This is a genomic window from Methylobacterium komagatae (genome assembly GCF_042661665.1).
In the GTDB taxonomy this organism is placed as follows: Bacteria; Pseudomonadota; Alphaproteobacteria; order Rhizobiales; family Beijerinckiaceae; genus Methylobacterium; species Methylobacterium komagatae.
The window spans coordinates 4,572,979-4,591,770 of the sequence record NZ_JBHSWN010000001.1 but is presented as its reverse complement, the minus strand read 5'-3'; the positions used below and the strand labels follow the sequence as shown (position 1 = coordinate 4,591,770).

Below are 18,792 nucleotides of genomic sequence, written 5' to 3'. Positions count from 1 at the left end.
ACGCCATGAGCGACGACAAGAGCGGCGGGATGGCACCGGCCCATCCGGCCATCGCCCTCGACGGGATCGACCTCAGCCTCGGGCGCGGCCCGGCCCGGGTGCATGTCCTGCGCGGCATCTCGCTGGATGTGGGGCGTGGGGAGGCGGTGGGCCTTGTCGGCCCGTCCGGCTCGGGCAAGTCGACGCTGCTCATGGTCATGGCCGGCCTGGAACGGCCGGATTCGGGCCGGGTGCTCGTGGAGGGCACGGATCTCGTGGGCCTCGACGAGGATGCCCTTGCCCGCTTCCGCGGCCGACGGATCGGCATCGTGTTCCAGTCCTTCCACCTCGTGCCGACCATGACGGCGCTGGAGAATGTGGCCCTGCCCCTCGAACTCGCGGATAGGACGGGCGCCCATGAGCGCGCCCGCGCCGAACTGGAGGCGGTGGGCCTCGGCCACCGGCTGCATCACTATCCAGCCCAGCTCTCGGGCGGCGAGCAGCAGCGCGTCGCCATCGCCCGCGCCGTCGCGCCCGATCCGGCGATCCTGGTGGCCGACGAGCCCACCGGCAACCTCGACGAGACCACCGGCCGCCAGATCGTGGACCTGCTCTTCCGCCTCAAGCGCGATCGGGGGGCGACCCTCGTCCTCGTGACCCACGATAACGGCCTCGCCAGCCTCTGCGACCGCACGGTGCGTCTGCGCTCCGGGGTGGTCGAGGAGCCGGTGCAAGGGGCGGTCGAGGCGTGAGGAAGCGATAAGGTGCACGGCACTCTCCCCCCGCCGCCCGCCCGCCCCGGCGGATGCCCCTCATCCTCCGGCTGGCCCTGCGTGAATTGCGCGGCGGTCTGTCCGGCTTCGGCGTGTTCCTCGCCTGCATCTCGCTGGGCGTCGCGGCCATCGCGGGCATCGCCTCGGTGTCGCGCTCCCTCTCGGACGGGCTCGGACGCGAGGGGCGCCGGATCATCGGCGGCGACCTGTCCTACAGCCTCATCAACCGCGAAGCGACGGAGCAGGAAAGGGCGGTCCTCGGCAAGGAGGGGCGGCTCGACATCATCGCCTCCCTGCGGGCCATGGCGGTAGCGCCTGGAGGCGACGCGACGCTGGTGGAACTGAAGGCCGTCGATCCCGCGACCTATCCAGCGGCGGGCGAACTCGTGACGGATCCGCCCGGCGACCTCGCCGGCCTGCTCGGCGTGAAGGACGGCGTGCCCGGTGCGCTGGCCGACCCGGCCCTGCTGACCCGCCTCGATCTCAAGCCCGGCGACCGGATCACGCTCGCCGGTCACCCGCTGACCGTGCGCGGAACGATCCAGTCCGAGCCCGACAAGATCGCGGGCGGTATCGGTTTCGGGCCGCGTCTGATCGTGTCGCAGGAGGCGCTCCGCGGCACCGGACTCGTCCAGCCGGGCAGCCTCAGCCGTTGGAGCTACCGGGTACAATTGCCCCCAGGCGCCGCCCTCGATGTGGTGGAGGCGCGGGTGCGCCAGGGTGCCCCGGAGGCGGGCTGGCAGGTCCGCAGCCGGGCCAATGCCGATCCGCGCTTCGCCCAGAGCATCGAGCGGTTCACGCAGTTCCTGACGCTGGTCGGCCTCACCGCCCTGATCGTCGGTGGGGTCGGCGTGGCGAATGCCGTCCACGCCTTCGTCGAGCGCAAGCGCGGGGCGATCGCCACCCTGAAGAGCATCGGCGCGCCGGGCTCGACCGTGGTGACCCTCTACCTCACGCAGGTCATGCTGATCGCAGGGCTCGGCACGCTCATCGGCCTCGCGCTGGGGGCGAGCCTGCCCTTCCTCGTGGAGGCGCTGTTTTCTGAGAGCCTGCCCCTGCCGCTCAACCCGACCATCGCTCCCGGCGAGTTGGCGCTGGCGGCGGCCTATGGCTTGCTCACGGCCTTCGCCTTCGCGATCACGCCGCTCGGCCGTGCCCACGACGTGCCGGTCTCGGGGCTGTTCCGCGATACCGTCGATCCCGCCCGCGTCGCCCCCCGGCGGCGCTACCGCCTCTGGCTCGGAACCTCGATCCTGCTCCTCGTCGGCCTGTCGGTGGCGACCTCCTTCGACCGGCGGGTGGCGATGATCTTCATCGCGGCCTCGGGCATCGCCTTCGGGCTCCTGCACCTCGTCGCCCTGGGCCTGATGGCGGGGGCGCGGCGTCTGCCGCACCCGAAGTGGGCCGCGCCCCGGATGGCGCTCGCGAACCTTCACCGGCCCGGCGCCCTGACGCCGACCATCGTCCTCTCCCTCGGCCTCGGCGTGACGCTCCTCGTGGCGCTGAGCCTCATCGACGCGAATGTTCGCCGGACGATCAGCGCGACGCTCCCCGCCAAGGCGCCGAACCTGTTCTTCCTCGACATCCCCTCCCGCGAGACCGGGCCGTTCCGCGACTATCTTCGCGCGCAGGCTCCCTCGGGCAAGATCGAGGAGGTCCCGATGATGCGCGGGCGCATCGTCGCCCTGAACGGCGTGCCGGTCCGCAAGATCCGTCCGCCGGAGGATGCCGCCTGGGTGCTCGACGGCGATCGGGGCATCACCTACGCCGACACGGTGCCCGAAGGCACGAAGGTCGAGGAAGGGCGCTGGTGGGACGCCGGGGAGGGCGCGGGCCACCTCGTTTCCTTCGAGGGCGACCTCGCCCGGATGCTCGGGCTGAAGCTCGGCGACACCGTCACCGTCAACGTCCTCGGGCGGGACGTGACCGCCACGATCTTCAACCTGCGCAAGGTCGAGTGGCGCAATCTCGGCATCAACTTCGTGATGGTCTTCTCGCCGGGCACCTTCAAGGGCGCGCCGCACTCCGACCTCGCCACCCTGTCCCTGCCGGGCGGACCGGACGCGGCGACCGAGAACCGCATCCTGCGCGGCGTCGCGAAGGAATTCCCCTCCGTCACCTCGGTGCGGGTGAAGGATGCCCTCGACGCGGTGGGCGATCTCGTGGGGCGGCTCGTCCTGGCGATTCGCGGGGCGAGCGGCGTGGCGATCCTGGCAAGCCTTCTCGTCCTCGGCGGCGCCGTGGCGGCGGGTCACCGGGCGCGGCTCTACGATGCCGTGGTGCTGAAGGTGCTCGGCGCCAGCCGGTCCCGGCTGCTCTCGGCCTATGCCCTCGAATATGCGGCGCTCGGTCTCGCCACCGCCCTGTTCGGGCTGATCGCGGGCAGTGCGGCGGGCTGGGTCATCGTCGCCAAGGTGATGCACCTCGACTTCCAGCTCGACCTGTCGGGGGCGCTGATCGCCGCCGGGGCGGCGGTGCTGCTCGCGATCCTGCTCGGCCTTGCCGGGACGGTGCGAATCCTCGGCCAGAAGCCGGCGCCTTACCTACGTGAGTTATAAGGATCGCGTTAATCCTCACCCAGTCGAACGCCGGTCGTTCGGGCGAGTAGCGGGTTTAATCCCGGAATTCATGAACAAATTTACATGCGAGAGACGTCCAAAACCGCCTCTCGAACCTCGGCCGGGTCTTGTGCGGAGCAGCGTCCCGCAACATATTCAACTCCGAGGCGCCACCCGGCGCCAGAGGTCCTGCGTGGGCCTCGCCCGAAACACCACGCTGAGAGAGCCTCCGCAAGGAAACTCCCATGGCATTCGAAAATAGCCCCTTCCGGTACGGCCAGCAGCAGCAGCCGACCGGCTATGCCGGAACCCAGGTCGAAGTCGATCAGGGCCTGCGCTCCTTCATGCTCGGCGTTTATAACAACATGGTTGTGGGGCTCGGAATTTCCGGCCTCGTGGCGCTGGGTCTCAACATGGCGTCCGTCGCGGCCTACCAGGGTACGCGGCCGGTGCTGACCTCCTTCGGTGCGACGCTCTACACCAGCCCCCTCAAGTGGGTGCTGATGCTGGCGCCGCTGGCCTTCATCTTCGTCTTCTCGTTCCGGATGGACCGGATGTCGGCCGCTTCGGCGCGGACGATGTTCTTCGCCTTCGCGGCGGTGATGGGCGCTTCGATGTCCACCCTCCTCCTCGTCTTCACGGGGGCGAGCGTGGTGCAGGTGTTCTTCATCACGGCGGCGGCCTTCGGCGGCCTCAGCCTCTACGGCTACACGACCACCCGTAGCCTGAGCGGCATGGGCTCGTTCCTGATGATGGGCCTCATCGGCATCATCATCGCGTCGCTGGTGAACATCTTCTTCGCCTCGTCGGCGCTCCAGTTCGCGATCTCGGTGCTCGGCGTGCTGATCTTCGCGGGTCTGACCGCCTACGACACCCAGAAGCTCAAGGAGATGTATCTCTACGGTGGCTTCGACGGTGAGATGGCGGCCAAGATGTCGGTGAACGGCGCCCTGACGCTCTACCTCGACTTCATCAATATGTTCCAGTTCCTGCTCTCGCTGGTCGGCGACCGCCGCTAAGCGTTAGGGACGACGAACTGAGAAGGCCCCGGCGGGAGACCGCCGGGGCCTTTCTCGTTTATGGTTCCGCAGGGCGCTGCCCCGCACCCGCCGGAAGGCCCGCCCTCTGGACACCAAGTTTCGAGCGACCCGATGAGCGCGTTTTCCGGCCTGTCCGCTTTTCCGATTACGCCCTGCGATGAAGCTGGGCGGGTCGATGAGGCAGGGCTGCGCCGTCTGCTGGCGCCGCTCGTGGAGGCGGGAGTCGACTCGATCGGGCTTCTCGGCAGCACCGGCACCTATGCCTACCTCACCCGCAAAGAGCGCCGGCGGGCGGTTTGCATCGCCGCGGATGCAGTCGGCAATCAGGTGCCGCTCCTCGTCGGAATCGGTGCGTTGCGCACGGACGAGGCGGTTCGGCTTGCCCAAGACGCGAAGGAGGCGGGGGCATGCGCGGGGCTGCTCGCGCCAGTCTCCTACACGCCGCTTACCGAAGACGAGGTCTTCGTCCATTTCGCCGCCGTGGCGGAAGAGGGCGGCTTGCCCCTCGTGATCTACGACAATCCGGCCACCACGCATTTCCGCTTCACGCCGGCTCTGCTCGGTCGCCTTGCTCGTCTACCGGGGGTGGTCGCAGCCAAATGCCCCGGGCCTGCGCCGGAGGACGCCGCCGCGACGGTGACCGATCTGCGCGATGCCCTGCCGGATGGATTTCCCCTCGGCTTCAGCGGAGACTGGAACGCCACCGAGGCGATGCTGGCCGGAGGGGTCGCATGGTACAGCGTCGCCGCCGGGCTGTTTCCGAAGCCGTGCCTGGAGATCATCCGCGCCGTGCAAGCGGGGGACGCGACCCGCGCCCGCGCGCTGGACGCCGCGATGGCGCCCCTCTGGGACCTGTTCAAGGCCCATTCCTCCCTTCGGATCGTGCATGCCATCGCCGGCGCTCAACCGCCCCGCCCGATCCTCCCCCTGCCGGAGGACGTCCAGGCGCAGGCTTTGGCGACCGTGCGGGCGATGGGACTCGCCGCTTAGACCGCCCTGGGTCCGGGCTCCAGCACCGCAATGACCCGCGCGAGGTCGGTGCCGCGCTTCATCACATGCCCGCTCGTCGCGATCACCGCGTAGGCGCCCTGGCGCCGGGCGAGCTTCGGATCCTTCTCGATGCGGTAGAGCGGCATCTCGGAGGTGCGGCGGTAGATCGAGAACACCGCCTTGTCCCGCCGGAAATCCATTGCGTAATCACGCCACTCGCCCTGGGCGACCTGACGTCCGTACAGGTTGAAAATCACCCGCAACTCGTCCCGGTTGAAGGCCACCTGAGGCGGCTCGGCCCGGGAGGGGAAGGGAATGACGTGTCCTGACGCTTCGTCGGGCCGCGGCCCGGCGCTGGTCCATTCGCTCATCATCGCTCCTGGCGCGCTGTCCTTAGCCGGGATGATGGTCCCCGCACCCGCCCTCCGCAAGGGGAGGGGCGACGCCTGCCCCGCATGGGGCGATGACGCCGGCGTGATCACCAGGACACATCCAAGCGACAAACTTCACGGTTTTGCCCCATTAGCGCCTTTTGCGAGCCGTGTTGCGGCCCGACAACACAGTTCGAACCTCGCCGGATCTTGCCCGGCCGTTGGCCGAACCCGTGCTCCCCAGCCTCGGCCACCGTCCGAATCCGCTTGAGCCGGCACTCCGAGGTTTCGAGACCCAAGGGACTTAAGGCCGCCCTTCCCGGGCGGCCTTTTTTTGCTTTTGCGATGGGCGGTCGCGGCGGATATGCCGCTCCGGTGACCACGGACCCGCCCGCCTTCGACGGTGACTTCACGGCCCAACTCGACACGCTGTTCGCGTGGCGCCGGGACGTGCGCCGCTTCCGCTCCGATCCCCTGGACGAGGCGACCCTGCGCGCGTGCCTCGCGGCGGCGCACCGGGCGCCCTCGGTCGGCAACTCCCGCCCCTGGCGGTTCGTGCGAGTGTCGGACCCGGCGCGGCGCGGCGCCGTGGCGGACAGTTTCGCCCGCTGCAACGCGGCGGCCGCCGCGAGCTACGACGACGCCCGCGCCGCCCACTACCGGGCCTTAAAGCTCGCCGGCCTGCGGGAGGCGCCGGTTCACCTCGCCGCCTTCTGTGACGAGGCGACCGGCACCGGCCTCGGCCTCGGCCGGGCGACCATGCCGGAGACCCTGGCCTATTCGGTGGTCGGGGCTGTCCAATGCCTGTGGCTCGCCGCCCGCGCGCGCGGGATCGGCGTCGGCTGGGTCTCGATCCTCGACCCCGAGGCGGTCACGACGATCCTCGACGTACCGCCGCACTGGCGGCTCGTGGCCTATCTCTGCCTCGGCCTGCCGCAGGAAGAGCATCCCGACCCGGAGCTGGAACGCCACGGCTGGCAGCAGGAGGACCCACGCGGGGCGGAACTCTACGAGCGGTAAGCATTGTCCTCAGCATTCACGATGCTGCTTCACTGTTTCTCTTTACCCTCACCTTCGGTTTCAGTGGTTCTCCACGCATCAACCATAGCTTTCCCTGGAACGGTCGTGAGCGACCATGGCTTGATGGCCCGCATACACTCACGCTTGTGGAGTTGCGGCGATGTCGGGTCGGGTGTCTGTTGTTTTCGGGTTGGCCGCCATGGTCGCGGCCGGGTCTGCCTCGGCGCGGGAGGTCGTGCCCTTCGGTGATGCGTCGGCTGGGACGATCGTGGTCAGCGTATCCCAGCGTAAGCTCTACCTCGTGAACGGCGACGGCACGGCGATCCGCTACCCCGTGGCGGTCGGCAAGCCCGGCAAGCAATGGTTCGGCACGGCGCGGATCGATGGCAAGTACGTCGCCCCGGCCTGGTCGCCCCCGTGGGAGGTGAAGCGCGACAACCCGCGCCTGCCCAACGTCATCGCCGGGGGCTCGCCGCACAACCCGATGGGTGCCGCCGCCATGACGCTGGCGGGCGGGCAATACGCGATCCACGGCACGAACCGTCCCAGCTCCATCGGCACCTGGGCGTCCTATGGCTGCATCCGCATGTACAATCAGGATGTGGTCGATCTCTACCAGCGGGTCGATGTCGGCACGCCCGTGCTGATGACCCATTAACGGCGTCCGTTCCGGCTGGTGGAGCAGTACAGTTCGTCCCAACCGTGCAGCTCCGTCCGTATCGCGATCCCGCCGCGCTCCGTAAGCCGATGGTCTCGGAGGCGGATGGATCATGCGGCGGACGACGGCAGGGTGGGGGAGTGGGCTTCTTGGTGTTGTGATCTTCAGCGGGTCGCTGCCCGCGACGCGGCTGGCGGTGGCGGGCTTCGCGCCGCTGTTCCTCACGGCCGCGCGGGCTGTGATCGCCGCCCTCCTCGGCGGGGCGCTGCTCTGGCTGCTGCGGCAGAAGCGCCCGGCACGGGGCGACCTCGGCGCCCTCGTCCTCGTGTCCCTCGGCGTGGTGGTGGGCTTCCCGCTTCTGACGGCGCTGGCCCTGCGTGGAATGACCTCGGCGCAGGCCATCGTCTTCGTCGGCATGCTGCCGCTCGCCACCGCCCTGTTCGGCGTGCTGCGCGGCGGCGAACGCCCGCGCCTGGCCTTCTGGCTGTTCTCGATCCTCGGCAGCGGCGCCGTGGCGGGCTTCGCCCTGGCGCAGGGCGGGGCGGCAGGCCTCGCGCCGAACCTCCTGATGCTCGCGGCGATCCTGCTCTGCGGCCTCGGCTACGCCGAGGGCGCGGCCCTGTCCCGGCGCCTCGGCGGCTGGCAGGTGATCTCCTGGGCGCTGGTGCTGGCGCTGCCCGCCATGGGGGCGCTCGCCCTCGCCACATGGCCGGCACGGTGGGACGGCGTCGGCGCGGCGGCCTGGAGCGGCCTCGCCTACGTCTCGGTCTTCAGCATGCTGGTGGGGTTCGTGTTCTGGTACCGGGGCTTGGCGCTCGGCGGCATCGCGAGCGTCGGGCAGTTGCAGCTGCTCCAACCCTTCTTCGGCCTCGCGCTGGCTGCGCTGGTGATCGGCGAGCCCGTCTCGGGGACGATGCTCGCCGTCAGTGCCGTCGTGGTCCTGTGCGTCGCCGGAGCGAAGCGCTTCGCCTGAACGACTGCTACTTCGCCGGGGGCGAGGTCGCCTCCACGGCAGTGAAGGTCTCGTGGATGCGGTAGGTGTGCTCGGTCCCGGCCGGAACGAGGTACGAATCGCCCGCCGCCAGCGACACCGTCTCGCCGCCGACGATCAGGTCGGCCCGGCCGCTCAGCACGTAGCCGACCGTCTCGTGCTCCGAGCGGGTCATCGGCTTGTCGGCATTGGGCTCTTCGTTGCGCCACATGCGCATCGCCACGCGCTCGCCTGAGGCGAGACCGATCTCACCGTGTGGTCCCTCGACCGCCTGCTTGGCCGAAACCTTCGTCGCCATGACCGTTCTCCTTTCGAATGGCAGGGCAACGGAAGGGCGGGGCGTCCGTTCCGCCCTTTAAAAATCGACGGCGAGGCCTTTTACCTCCCAATCCTCGTAGCGCACCGGCTCCAGCCCGCCGCGCCCCTGACGCTCGGGCTTTGCCTGGATTTCGGCGGCGCGGGCATCGATGGCAGCACGGCGTTCGGCCGCCTCGGCCAGGGCGCGCTCGGCGGCGGGGGTCAAAGTGCGCTTGGGCGTCTCGGCGGGGGCGGAATCGTCGCTGCGGTCTTGCATCGGGCTCGCTCGGGTGTGAGGTCGTGTCGTGATCGACAGGGTTTCAAGGTTAGACGTGGCATCTCGAGGCAAGGTCCGCAACGCGGCGGATGACAGCGATACGACCGGCCAGGACGCGGCAGGGCTCGGCGCGAGGCGGGTGGCCGTGCAGGCCGTCGCCGATCTCATCGGGCAGGAGCGGCCTCCGGCGCTCGATGAGGCGCTGGCCGCCGCCCTGCGCGCCGAACGGCTGGAGCCGGCCGATGCCGCGTTGGCACGGGCGATCGCGGTGGCGACCTTCCGCCGACTCGGGCAGATTCGCGTCGTCCTCGCCGAGCGGCTGGACAAGGGCCTGCCCGTAGGCAAGCCGCGCCTGCTGGCGCTGCTGGCGACGGGTTGTGCGCAGATTCTCGACCTGTCCGTGCCCGACCACGCGGCTGTCGATTGCGCGGTGCGCCTCGCCAAGGCCGATCAGCGCACCGCCGGGTTCACGGGGGTGGTGAATGCCGTGCTGCGCCGGGTCGCGCGGGAGCGCGAGGCCGTCCTCGCCGCCGCCGATCCCCTGGGCGGGAACACGCCCGATTGGCTCGCCCGACGGTGGGTTGCGTCGTACGGGCCCGAGCGGGCGGCGGCCATCGCGAAGGCGCATCTCACGAGCGCGGCGATCGACCTGACCCCACGCCGCGAGGACGAGGCGCAGAGCTGGGCCGACACCCTCGGCGCGACCCTGCTGCCGACCGGCTCCCTGCGTCTGCCGCCGGATGGCGAGGCGATCCCGGCCCTGGCAGGGTTCGGGGAGGGCGCGTGGTGGGTGCAGGACGCCGCCGCCGCCATCCCCGCCCGGCTGCTCGGCGTGACGGAGGGCGAGCGTGTGCTCGACCTCTGCGCCGCGCCGGGAGGCAAGACGATGCAGGCTCGCGAGCCGTGGCGCCGCCGTCACGGCCCTCGACCGTTCGGCCCCGCGCCTGGAGCGGCTTCGTGAGAACCTCGCGCGCATCGGCCTGACCGCCGAGGTCACTGTGGCCGACGCCACCGCCTATCAGGCCGAGCCCTTCGACGCGGTGCTTCTCGACGCGCCCTGCTCGGCCACGGGCACGATCCGCCGCCACCCCGACGTCGCCTGGACCAAGGAAGAGTCCGACATCGCCCGCCTCGCGCAATTGCAGGCGCGGCTTCTCGACCGCGCGGCGACACTGGTGGGGCCGGGCGGGCGGCTCGTCTACTGCACCTGCTCCCTGGAGCCCGACGAGGGCGAGGCGCAGGTCGCCGCCTTCCTCGCCCGGAACCCGGCTTTCATGCGGGCGTCCGTCCGCCCGGAGGAGGTCGGCGGCCAGCACGAATTGATCGACGCCAACGGCGATCTGCGTACCCTGCCGAGCCATGGCCTCGACGGGTTTTTTGCGAGCCGTCTCGTGCGGAGCGCTTGACCGCGCGCCCGACATTCCATCCCGGCGCGAAACCGTCTAAACGGCGCGCCTTCGCGTTCCCGCACCGACCCGCTTACCTGCCCCGTTCGCAGGAGTGAGCCAGGAGACAGACCATGCCCGTCCTGACCTTTCCCGATGGCAACACGCGCGAAGTCGCCGCCGGCACCACCGGCCGCAGCGTGGTCGAGGGCATCGCCAAGTCGCTCGCAAAGCGCACCGTGGCCATGGCGCTCGACGGGACGGTCTGCGATCTCGACGACCCGATCTCTCAGGATGCCCGGATCGAGTTCCTCGACCGTGCCGACCCGCGCGCTCTCGAACTGATCCGGCACGATTGCGCCCACGTGCTCGCCGAGGCGGTGCAGTCGCTCTGGCCGGAGACGCAGGTGACCATCGGCCCGGTCATCGAGAACGGCTTCTATTACGACTTCCACCGCGAGGCCCCGTTCACGCCGGAGGACTTCCCGGCGATCGAGGCGCGGATGCGCGAGATCATCGCCAGGGACACGGCCTTCACCAAGGAGGTCTGGAAGCGCGACGACGTGCGCAACCTGTTCGCGGAGAAGAAGGAAGGCTTCAAGGTCGAGCTGGTCGACGCCATCCCGCCGGGCGAGGACCTGAAGATCTACCGCCAGGGCGAGTGGTTCGACCTCTGCCGCGGCCCGCACATGACCTCGACGGGCAAGGTCGGGACCGCCTTCAAGCTGATGAAGGTCGCGGGCGCCTATTGGCGGGGTGATTCGAACAACCCGATGCTCACCCGCATCTACGGCACCGCCTGGGCCACCAAGGAAGACCTCGACGCCTATCTGCACCGGCTGGAAGAGGCCGAGCGCCGCGATCACCGCCGCCTCGGTCGCGAGATGGACCTGTTCCACTTCCAGGAAGAGGGGCCGGGCGTCGTCTTCTGGCACGCCAAGGGCTGGACGGTGTTCCAGGAGCTGATCGCCTATATGCGCCGCCGCCTGCGGGGCGACTATGCCGAGGTGAACGCCCCGCAGATCCTCGACAAGGCCCTGTGGGAGACCTCAGGCCACTGGGGTTGGTACCGGGAAAACATGTTCGCCGCGCAATCGGCGGGCGAGGAGGCCGAGGACAAGCGCTGGTTCGCCCTCAAGCCGATGAACTGCCCCGGCCACGTGCAGATCTTCAAGCATGGCTTGAAGTCCTACCGCGATCTGCCTTTGCGGATGGCGGAATTCGGCGTGGTGCATCGCTACGAGCCGTCGGGCGCCATGCACGGGCTGATGCGCGTGCGCGGCTTCACCCAGGACGACGCGCATATCTTCTGCACCGAGGATCAACTCGCCGACGAGTGCCTGAAGATCAACGACCTGATCCTCTCGACCTATGCCGATTTCGGCTTCGGCGAGATCGTCGTGAAGCTCTCGACGCGCCCCGAGAAGCGTGTCGGCTCGGACGCCCTGTGGGACCATGCCGAGAGCGTGATGACGCGGGTGCTCGCGCAGATCGAAGAACAGTCCGGCGGGCGGATCAAGACCGCCGTGAACCCGGGGGAGGGCGCGTTCTACGGGCCCAAATTCGAGTACGTGCTGCGCGATGCCATCGGCCGCGATTGGCAATGCGGCACCACGCAGGTCGACTTCAACCTGCCTGAGCGGTTCGGCGCCTTCTATGTCGATGCGGACGGACAGAAGAAGCCGCCGGTCATGGTCCACCGGGCAATCTGTGGCTCGATGGAGCGGTTCACCGGCATCCTGATCGAGCATTTCGCCGGGCATTTCCCGCTCTGGCTCGCGCCCGTGCAGGTGGTGGTCGCGACCATCACCGGCGAGGCGGACCCCTACGCGGCCAAGGTCGTGCGCGCGCTGGAGAAGGCGGGCCTGCGGGTCGAGGCCGATCTCCGCAATGAGAAGATCAACTACAAGGTCCGCGAGCATTCGCTGGCGAAGGTTCCAGTCCTGCTGGCCCTCGGCAAGCGTGAGGCGGAGGAAAGCACGGTTTCGATCCGGCGCCTCGGCAGCCAGCAGACCCGCACCCTGCCCCTCACCGAGGCCATCGCCGCCTTCGTGGAAGAAGCCACCTCGCCCGACCGTCGCCGGGCCGATGCGGTAGCCGAGACCGTGCCGACGAGCGACGCGGTACTCGATTCGCATCACGGGGAAGCGCCGGTTCCGTAGGCTCCGCCGTCTTTGCGAGCATAGCGAAGCAATCCAGGGATCCGCCTCGTTCGGAAGCGTCCCGCTGCCCTGGCTTGCTTCGCTGACGCTCGCAAAGACGGGAGGCGTCGGGCTGGGGAACTCACCCCAAAGGTTCCGTCCTGCCCGAAAACAGGCTAGGGCAACGGGCGATGACCCGTACTGCTCTCTATGCAGGCTCGTTCGATCCGGTCACGAACGGCCATCTCGACGTCGTGCGCCAGGCTTGTCGCCTGACGGACCGGCTGGTGCTCGCCATCGGCGTGCATCCCGGCAAGGCGCCGCTCTTCTCCGCCGAGGAGCGGGCCGAGTTGCTGCGCCTGAGCTGCGGGCCGATGGCGGCGGCCGAAGGGGCCGTCCTCGACGTCGTGACCTTCGATGACCTCGCCGTCTCGGCGGCGCGCCGTTGCGGCGCCACGATTTTCATCCGGGGCCTGCGCGACGGCACCGACCTCGATTACGAGATGCAGCTCGCGGGCATGAACGGCGCCATGGCGCCCGAGGTGCAGACGGTGTTCCTGCCCGCTTCGACCAGCGCCCGGCCCATCACCGCGACCCTGGTGCGGCAGATTGCCGGCATGGGAGGGGACGTGTCCCCCTTCGTGCCCGCCGAAGTCGCCGCCCGGCTCAAGGCGCGTTTCGCGCCGGCCCATTCTTAAGACCAGAAGGACCCCGACAGAGCCATGATACGCCGCACGCTCCTCGCGCTCGCCCTCTCGGCGGGCCTCACGGTCCCGGCCTTCGCCGCCGATTCCAACACCGTCTACCTGCAGACCAAGGACGGCCGCATCACCATCGAGCTGCGCCCCGATCTGGCGCCCAAGCATGTGAAGCAGATCAAGACCCTGGTCGGCCGGGGCTTCTACGATGGCCTGAAGTTCCACCGGGTCATCGACGGCTTCATGGCCCAGACCGGCGACCCGAAGGGCAACGGTACCGGCGGCTCCGACCTGCCCGATATCCCGGCCGAGTTTTCCAAGAGCGCGCAGTTCAAGCGCGGCACGGTGGGCATGGCCCGCTCCTCGAACCCGAATTCGGCGAACTCGCAGTTCTTCATCTGCCTCGGCGACGCGCCGTTCCTGAACGGCCAATACACCATCGTCGGCAACGTCACGGACGGGCTCGACGTCCTCGACAAGATCAAGAAGGCCGCCCCCGGCGCCTCCGGCGGCGCGGTGCAGGATCCCGACAAGATCGTGCGCATGACACTCGCCGAGAAGGCTCAGTGAGGCTGGCCTTCCGGCCTGTCCTGCTGGGCGTCCTCGTCCTCGGCGCGGCCTCCTCGGCGCGCGCCTATGACGGGGGCCATCTCTTTTCCGGCTACGTCTACACGCCCGGCGGCGGCTATCCCTTGGCCCTGCCGGAAACCCTGCGCGCCACGATCGCCGTGCCCCTCGCGGACAAGCCGGCGGGCGCGGCGAACACGCTGAGGCAGCTCTTTCCGGCGCTCGCCGCCTGTTGGAGCGCGCCCCGCTTCACCGCCGCACCGCAGGGGCCCGACGTCCAGGTGACGGCGCGGCTCTCACTGCGGCGCGACGGCAGCCTCATCGGCACCCCGCGGATCACCTACACGGCGGGCGTCTCGGATGGTGATCGTCCGGCGCTCACCCAGGCCACCGTCGCGGCGCTCGGTCGCTGCACCCCGGTGCGCCTCACCCCCGGCCTCGGCCGGGCCATTGCCGGTAGGCCGATGGCCCTGCGCTTCGTCTACCATCCCCCGGCCTGACCGGCGGCCAACCCCTCACCCACACCCCGCATCAACGGAGAACCGATCATGGCGGACAACGAAACCATCGTCCTCGAGACCACCAAGGGCCGCGTCGTCATTGGGCTGCGCCCCGACCTCGCCCCCAATCACGTGGAGCGGATCAAGACCCTCGCCGGGCAGGGCTTCTACGACGGCGTTCCGTTCCACCGGGTTATCGACGGCTTCATGGCCCAGACCGGCGACCCGACCGGTACCGGCTCGGGCGGCTCCGAGCTGCCGGACCTGAAGGCCGAGTTCAACGCCGAGCCGCACGTGCGCGGCACCTGCTCCATGGCCCGCACGAACTTCCCGCACTCGGCGAACTCGCAGTTCTTCATCTGCTTCGATGACGCCCGCTTCCTCGACAAGCAGTACACCGTGTGGGGCAAGGTCGTGGAAGGCATGGATGTGATCGACACGATCAACAAGGGCGAGCCGCCGCGCTCCCCGGACAAGATCGTGAAGGCTTCGGTCGGCGCAGCCGCGTAAGCCGCTCCTTCCCACCTTCCACCTCATCCTGAGGTGTTCGCATCAGCGGGCCTCGGAGGAGCCTTCCTTCGAGGCTGCTTCGCAGCACCTCAGGATGAGGATCGGGATTGGACGATGCCCTCCGCGCAGGCGAAATCCTCCGGCGCGTTGAGGTTAAGGAACGGATCGACCGGCGCGACCGGCCAGTCCACCACGCTCGCCCCATGGCGGGCGATGAAGGCACCGACCCGGCGCTCGCCTGCCGCGAGCCACGCCCGCAGGTCGTCCCGCAGGGCGACGGACCAGAGCGCCGCCGTGTAGTGAGACCGCCCGCCCGAGGCCGCCACCGCGACGGGCGCAGGCCCAAGGGACGCGGCCAGACGCGGGACGAGATCCTCCGGCAGGAACGGGGCATCCCCCGGCACGCTCAGCACATGAGTCACGCCAGGCAGGCCCGCGCCATGCTCAAGCCCCGCAAGGATGCCGGCCAGTGGCCCCGGCAGGTCCGGCACAGGATCGGGTAGAACCGGCCCGTCGAAGGCATCCGAGAAGCGTGCGGGATCGCCGTTGGCACTCAGCGCCAGCCCGGCGCCGCATTGCGGGCGCAGGCGCTCCGTGATCCGCGCCAGGATCGGCCGTCCGCCGAGCGGCAGCAGGGTCTTGTCGACCCCGCCCATCCGCCGCCCGAGACCGCCCGCCAGGATCAGGCCGACGACGGGGCCCGCCACCCGCGACCCTACTCGATGACGATTTTCGGCGCCGAGCGGGCGGGGCCTGCACCGGACAGGTTCGCCCAGAGGGCCGAGGCGATCTCGCGATAGACCTTGGCCTGCGGGCCCTCGGGATCGGTGGCCACGACGGGCCGACCGGCATCCGAGGTCTCCCGAATCGTCATGTTCAGCGGCACCTCGCCGAGGAACGGCACGCCGAGGCGCTGCGCCTCCACCCTCGCGCCGCCATGGCCGAAGATGTGCGAGGCATGGCCGCAATTCGGGCAGATGAAGGTCGCCATGTTCTCGACGATGCCGAGGATCGGCACCGCGACCTTCTTGAACATGGTCACGCCGCGCCGCGCGTCGATCAGGGCAAGATCCTGCGGCGTCGAGACGATCACGGCGCCCGAGAGCGGTGTCGCCTGCGCCATGGTGAGCTGCGCGTCGCCCGTGCCGGGGGGCATGTCCACGAGGAGCACGTCGAGCTCGCCCCAGAGCACATCGCGCAGCATCTGCGTGATCGCCGACTGCACCATCGGCCCACGCCAGATCATCGCCGCCTCGGGCTCGATCAGGAAGCCGATCGACATGACCTTGAGGCCGTAGCCGACCATCGGCTCCATCGCCTTGTTGTCGACCACGTTGGGCTTGCCCGACAGACCGAACAGCTTCGGCACCGAGGGACCGTAGATGTCGGCATCCAGCAGGCCGACCTTCAGCCCCTGCGCCTGGAGAGCCAGGGCGAGGTTGCAGGCGGTGGTCGACTTGCCGACGCCGCCCTTGCCGGAGGCGACCGCCACGATGTGGCGCACGCCCGGAAGCTTCGGACCCTGCTGCGGCGGCGCGCCGGGCCGGGGCGGGGCGACAGGCGGCGGCGAGACCGGGCGGGGCGCGGCGGTGCTCTGGGCCGGATGGCTCGTGTCGCGCTCGGAGGTGAGGCTGGCGAACACGCCGGAGACGCCGGGCATCTGGAGGACGCGGCCTTCCGCCTGACGCCGCACCGGCTCGAACCGCTCGGCCTCGGAGGCATCGACCAGGATCGAGAACATGACCCGGTTGTTCGGATCGACCACGACCTGGGACAGGCGGCCGGAGCCGGGGAGGGTGGTGCCGGCGGCGTCGATCGTCACCGATTGCAGGGCGCGCAGCACGTCGTCGCGGGTGATGGCCAAGGTTTCAGGCTCCGGAATTCAATTGCCTCCATCTATACGCGCACGCGCGAAACACCACCCTGGCGATCAGCCTGAACCAACCGGAGCTTCGCTCGTTGTCGAGGCGAATCCGGGCAGGGCCGCTCGCTGCGGCCCACCGCCAGAGTCAGGAGTGACGCCGTGCACAAGAACCACCGCGACCAAGAGGGCGCCAAGAAGCTGTTCGATCTGATCAAGGACGTGAAGGTCGCGATGATGACCACCGTCGACAGCGAAGGCACCCTGAACAGCCGCCCGATGTGGAACAACGACATCGATGAGAACGGCGATCTGTGGTTCTTCACCAAGCTGCATTCGCCCAAGACTTCCGAGATCAGCCGGGACGATCAGGTGAACCTCGCCTATTCCGACCCGTCGAGCCAGAACTACGTGTCGGTCGCGGGCAAGGCCGAGGTGATCCGCGATCAGGCGCTCATCGACGCCAAGTGGAATGCCAGCCTGAAGACGTGGTTTCCCAACGGCAAGGACGATCCCGAGGTCGCCTTGATCCGCGTCTGCCCGGAGAAGGGTGAGTATTGGGACAGCCCGAATGCGACGATGCTGCACCTTTACGGCACGGTGAAGGCTGCTCTGACCGGCGAGAGCCCGAAGACCGAGACCGAGAAGGTCAAGCTGAGCTAAGTTTTCAGGACGAAGCACATCGAGGGCGGCAGGCTGGGAATGGCCGCCGCCCTTTCTCGTTTTGACCCGTTCGTCATTGCGAGCGCAGCGAAGCCATGACGGGAGGGCTGAGGGATAAGCCTCCCGCCCCGGTTGACGCCGCGCCCAAAATTATGCGCCCTCCCTCTCCCCCGGCGCGACGCAAAGTCCCAAAAAATGCTCGATCTGGCGAAGCGGGTTTACGACCACAGCTTCCGCATCGATCCGATCGTTCGGTCGCTGCTGGATACGGATTTCTATAAGCTGCTGATGGCACAGACGATTCTGCGGCGGCATCCGCAGGTTTCGGCGACCTTCGGCATCACGAACCGCACGGCGCGGGTGCGCATCGCGGACGAGGTCGATGAGGGATTGCTGCGCGAGCAGCTCGACCACGCGCGCTCTCTGCGCCTGTCGAAGGGCGAGGTGACGTGGCTGCGCGGCAACGTGTTCCGCGGGCAGGGCCGGATTCTGGGGCCGGAATTCGTGTCGTGGTTCGAGAATTTCCGCCTGCCCGAATACGAGCTCGCCACCCGTGACGGGCAATACGAGCTGACCTTCCATGGCCCCTGGGTCGAGACCACCATGTGGGAGGTGCCGGCGCTGGCCATCCTCAACGAGTTGCGGGCGCGTTCGGTGCTGCGCGGCCTCGGCAAGCTCACGCTCCAGGTGCTCTATGCCCGCGCCATGACGCGGGTCTGGGAGAAGATCGAGCGGTTGCAGCGCCTTCCCGACCTATCCATCGCGGATTTCGGCACGCGGCGGCGGCACGGCTTCCTGTGGCAGGATTGGTGCGTGCAAGCGATGGCCGAGGGCTTGGGCGAGCCGCGCTTCCTCGGCACGTCGAACTGTCTCATCGCCGCCCGGCGCGAGGTGGAGCCTGTCGGCACCAACGCCCACGAATTGCCGATGGTTTACGCGGCGCTGGCCCCCGACGATGCGGCGCTCGCCCACGCGCCTTACGCCGTCCTGGGGGATTGGCAGGAGGATTACGCGGGCAACCTTCGCATCGTCCTGCCGGACACTTACGGCACGACCGGCTTCCTGGCGAACGCGCCGGATTGGGTCGCGGACTGGACCGGCATCCGCATCGATTCCAAGGATCCGATCGAGGGCGGAGAGGAGGCGATCCGCTTCTGGCAGGATCACGGCCGCGACCCGCGCGACAAGCTCGCGATCTTCTCCGACGGGCTCGACATCGCGGAAATCGAGCGCATCCATGCCCGCTTCCACGGCCGGATGCGCATCGGCTACGGCTGGGGCACGCTGCTTACCAACGATTTCCGGGGGCTGATGCCGGACGGGCGGCTCGATCCGATTTCCGTGGTCTGCAAGGTGATGGACGCGAACGGCCATCCCACGGTGAAGCTCTCCGACAATCCGACCAAGGCGCAGGGGCCCTCCGACGAGGTCGCCCGCTACCGGCGGGTGTTCGGGGTGGGCGATCAGGCGACGATGCCGGTGGTGGTCTGACGGGCCGCCGCGTCCGCGGCGG

19 protein-coding genes and 1 pseudogene are annotated in these 18,792 nt (G+C 69.1%); 15 read left to right on the top strand and 5 right to left on the bottom strand.

What is annotated here, in order from left to right; translation table 11 throughout:
* Nucleotides 1-5 precede the first annotated feature (5 nt).
* From ACFQE0_RS22690 to ACFQE0_RS22675, 4 genes are all read left to right on the top strand, one after another.
* On the top strand, nt 6-731 hold the full coding sequence (locus ACFQE0_RS22690) for an ABC transporter ATP-binding protein (RefSeq protein ID WP_378973685.1): 726 nt from the start codon (nt 6-8) through the stop codon (nt 729-731).
* A gap of 53 nt (nt 732-784) precedes the next feature.
* A complete protein-coding gene (locus ACFQE0_RS22685) occupies nt 785-3,310 on the top strand; it encodes an ABC transporter permease (protein WP_378973683.1) in 2,526 nt (841 codons plus the stop codon).
* Between the two features lie 245 nt (nt 3,311-3,555).
* On the top strand, nt 3,556-4,329 hold the full coding sequence (locus ACFQE0_RS22680) for a Bax inhibitor-1/YccA family protein (RefSeq protein WP_378973680.1): 774 nt from the start codon (nt 3,556-3,558) through the stop codon (nt 4,327-4,329).
* A 132-nt stretch (nt 4,330-4,461) separates the two neighbouring features.
* Nucleotides 4,462-5,340 carry a dihydrodipicolinate synthase family protein gene (locus tag ACFQE0_RS22675; protein ID WP_378973677.1) on the top strand — a complete coding sequence of 293 codons (879 nt, stop codon included), beginning with the start codon at nt 4,462-4,464 and terminating at the stop codon, nt 5,338-5,340.
* Here the strand turns inward: ACFQE0_RS22675 and ACFQE0_RS22670 are convergent.
* A complete protein-coding gene (locus tag ACFQE0_RS22670) occupies nt 5,337-5,711 on the bottom strand; it encodes a DUF2794 domain-containing protein (RefSeq protein ID WP_378975642.1) in 375 nt (124 codons plus the stop codon). The genes ACFQE0_RS22675 and ACFQE0_RS22670 overlap by 4 nt on opposite strands.
* Nucleotides 5,712-6,056: 345 nt before the next feature.
* On the opposite strand from ACFQE0_RS22670, the gene bluB reads away from it, so the two are divergent.
* The 3 genes from bluB to ACFQE0_RS22655 all read left to right on the top strand — a co-directional run bounded on the left by bluB (nt 6,057) and on the right by ACFQE0_RS22655 (nt 8,362).
* On the top strand, nt 6,057-6,731 hold the full coding sequence (bluB, locus tag ACFQE0_RS22665) for a 5,6-dimethylbenzimidazole synthase (protein WP_378973675.1): 675 nt from the start codon (nt 6,057-6,059) through the stop codon (nt 6,729-6,731).
* Nucleotides 6,732-6,891: 160 nt separating this feature from the next.
* Complete coding sequence (locus ACFQE0_RS22660; protein WP_378973672.1) at nt 6,892-7,389, top strand: L,D-transpeptidase; 498 nt, start codon at nt 6,892-6,894, stop codon at nt 7,387-7,389.
* Nucleotides 7,390-7,501: 112 nt separating this feature from the next.
* Entirely contained in the window at nt 7,502-8,362 is an 861-nt protein-coding gene (locus ACFQE0_RS22655) for a DMT family transporter (protein ID WP_378973670.1), read from the top strand.
* Between the two features lie 7 nt (nt 8,363-8,369).
* Here ACFQE0_RS22655 and ACFQE0_RS22650 read toward each other — a convergent pair whose 3' ends face one another.
* Nucleotides 8,370-8,678 (bottom strand): cupin domain-containing protein, encoded by a 309-nt coding sequence (locus tag ACFQE0_RS22650; protein WP_378973667.1) that lies wholly within the window; start codon nt 8,676-8,678, stop codon nt 8,370-8,372.
* 57 nt (nt 8,679-8,735) lie between these two features.
* Nucleotides 8,736-8,954 carry a DUF1674 domain-containing protein gene (locus ACFQE0_RS22645; RefSeq protein WP_378973665.1) on the bottom strand — a complete coding sequence of 73 codons (219 nt, stop codon included), beginning with the start codon at nt 8,952-8,954 and terminating at the stop codon, nt 8,736-8,738.
* A gap of 145 nt (nt 8,955-9,099) precedes the next feature.
* On the opposite strand from ACFQE0_RS22645, the pseudogene ACFQE0_RS22640 reads away from it, so the two are divergent.
* The 6 genes and pseudogenes from ACFQE0_RS22640 to ACFQE0_RS22615 all read left to right on the top strand — a co-directional run bounded on the left by ACFQE0_RS22640 (nt 9,100) and on the right by ACFQE0_RS22615 (nt 14,755).
* Nucleotides 9,100-10,360, top strand: a pseudogene (locus ACFQE0_RS22640) (RsmB/NOP family class I SAM-dependent RNA methyltransferase).
* 113 nt (nt 10,361-10,473) lie between these two features.
* Nucleotides 10,474-12,501 carry a threonine--tRNA ligase gene (gene thrS / locus ACFQE0_RS22635; RefSeq protein WP_378973662.1) on the top strand — a complete coding sequence of 676 codons (2,028 nt, stop codon included), beginning with the start codon at nt 10,474-10,476 and terminating at the stop codon, nt 12,499-12,501.
* A 170-nt stretch (nt 12,502-12,671) separates the two neighbouring features.
* Complete coding sequence (gene coaD / locus ACFQE0_RS22630) at nt 12,672-13,178, top strand: pantetheine-phosphate adenylyltransferase (protein ID WP_378973660.1); 507 nt, start codon at nt 12,672-12,674, stop codon at nt 13,176-13,178.
* Between the two features lie 24 nt (nt 13,179-13,202).
* Complete coding sequence (locus tag ACFQE0_RS22625) at nt 13,203-13,748, top strand: peptidylprolyl isomerase (RefSeq protein ID WP_378973657.1); 546 nt, start codon at nt 13,203-13,205, stop codon at nt 13,746-13,748.
* Nucleotides 13,745-14,245, top strand: a complete 501-nt coding sequence (locus tag ACFQE0_RS22620; RefSeq protein WP_378973655.1) for a hypothetical protein — start codon at nt 13,745-13,747, stop codon at nt 14,243-14,245. Before ACFQE0_RS22625 ends, ACFQE0_RS22620 begins: the two co-directional genes overlap by 4 nt.
* A gap of 48 nt (nt 14,246-14,293) precedes the next feature.
* The gene (locus tag ACFQE0_RS22615) at nt 14,294-14,755 is read left to right on the top strand and encodes a peptidylprolyl isomerase (protein ID WP_378973652.1); all 462 of its coding nucleotides are present in this window, start codon (nt 14,294-14,296) and stop codon (nt 14,753-14,755) included.
* An 89-nt stretch (nt 14,756-14,844) separates the two neighbouring features.
* Here the strand turns inward: ACFQE0_RS22615 and mobA are convergent, their stop codons facing one another.
* A complete protein-coding gene (gene mobA / locus ACFQE0_RS22610) occupies nt 14,845-15,462 on the bottom strand; it encodes a molybdenum cofactor guanylyltransferase MobA (protein ID WP_378973650.1) in 618 nt (205 codons plus the stop codon).
* 8 nt (nt 15,463-15,470) lie between these two features.
* The gene (locus ACFQE0_RS22605) at nt 15,471-16,619 is read right to left on the bottom strand and encodes an Mrp/NBP35 family ATP-binding protein (protein ID WP_378973648.1); all 1,149 of its coding nucleotides are present in this window, start codon (nt 16,617-16,619) and stop codon (nt 15,471-15,473) included.
* A gap of 159 nt (nt 16,620-16,778) precedes the next feature.
* Here ACFQE0_RS22605 and ACFQE0_RS22600 point away from each other — a divergent pair, with 159 nt between their 5' ends.
* Complete coding sequence (locus ACFQE0_RS22600) at nt 16,779-17,279, top strand: pyridoxamine 5'-phosphate oxidase family protein (RefSeq protein WP_378973646.1); 501 nt, start codon at nt 16,779-16,781, stop codon at nt 17,277-17,279.
* Nucleotides 17,280-17,474: 195 nt separating this feature from the next.
* Complete coding sequence (locus ACFQE0_RS22595) at nt 17,475-18,770, top strand: nicotinate phosphoribosyltransferase (protein ID WP_378973644.1); 1,296 nt, start codon at nt 17,475-17,477, stop codon at nt 18,768-18,770.
* The last annotated feature ends 22 nt before the right edge of the window (nt 18,771-18,792 follow it).

Excerpts from the sequence above, each read along its gene's own strand:
- ACFQE0_RS22690 (WP_378973685.1), top strand. The coding sequence starts at position 6 with ATGAGCGACGACAAGAGCGGCGGGATGGCACCGGCCCATCCGGCCATC.
- ACFQE0_RS22685 (WP_378973683.1), top strand. The coding sequence starts at position 785 with ATGCCCCTCATCCTCCGGCTGGCCCTGCGTGAATTGCGCGGCGGTCTG.
- ACFQE0_RS22680 (WP_378973680.1), top strand. The coding sequence starts at position 3,556 with ATGGCATTCGAAAATAGCCCCTTCCGGTACGGCCAGCAGCAGCAGCCG.
- ACFQE0_RS22675 (WP_378973677.1), top strand. The coding sequence starts at position 4,462 with ATGAGCGCGTTTTCCGGCCTGTCCGCTTTTCCGATTACGCCCTGCGAT.
- ACFQE0_RS22670 (WP_378975642.1), bottom strand. The coding sequence starts at position 5,711 with ATGAGCGAATGGACCAGCGCCGGGCCGCGGCCCGACGAAGCGTCAGGA.
- bluB (WP_378973675.1), top strand. The coding sequence starts at position 6,057 with ATGGGCGGTCGCGGCGGATATGCCGCTCCGGTGACCACGGACCCGCCC.
- ACFQE0_RS22660 (WP_378973672.1), top strand. The coding sequence starts at position 6,892 with ATGTCGGGTCGGGTGTCTGTTGTTTTCGGGTTGGCCGCCATGGTCGCG.
- ACFQE0_RS22655 (WP_378973670.1), top strand. The coding sequence starts at position 7,502 with ATGCGGCGGACGACGGCAGGGTGGGGGAGTGGGCTTCTTGGTGTTGTG.
- ACFQE0_RS22650 (WP_378973667.1), bottom strand. The coding sequence starts at position 8,678 with ATGGCGACGAAGGTTTCGGCCAAGCAGGCGGTCGAGGGACCACACGGT.
- ACFQE0_RS22645 (WP_378973665.1), bottom strand. The coding sequence starts at position 8,954 with ATGCAAGACCGCAGCGACGATTCCGCCCCCGCCGAGACGCCCAAGCGC.
- thrS (WP_378973662.1), top strand. The coding sequence starts at position 10,474 with ATGCCCGTCCTGACCTTTCCCGATGGCAACACGCGCGAAGTCGCCGCC.
- coaD (WP_378973660.1), top strand. The coding sequence starts at position 12,672 with ATGACCCGTACTGCTCTCTATGCAGGCTCGTTCGATCCGGTCACGAAC.
- ACFQE0_RS22625 (WP_378973657.1), top strand. The coding sequence starts at position 13,203 with ATGATACGCCGCACGCTCCTCGCGCTCGCCCTCTCGGCGGGCCTCACG.
- ACFQE0_RS22615 (WP_378973652.1), top strand. The coding sequence starts at position 14,294 with ATGGCGGACAACGAAACCATCGTCCTCGAGACCACCAAGGGCCGCGTC.
- ACFQE0_RS22595 (WP_378973644.1), top strand. The coding sequence starts at position 17,475 with ATGCTCGATCTGGCGAAGCGGGTTTACGACCACAGCTTCCGCATCGAT.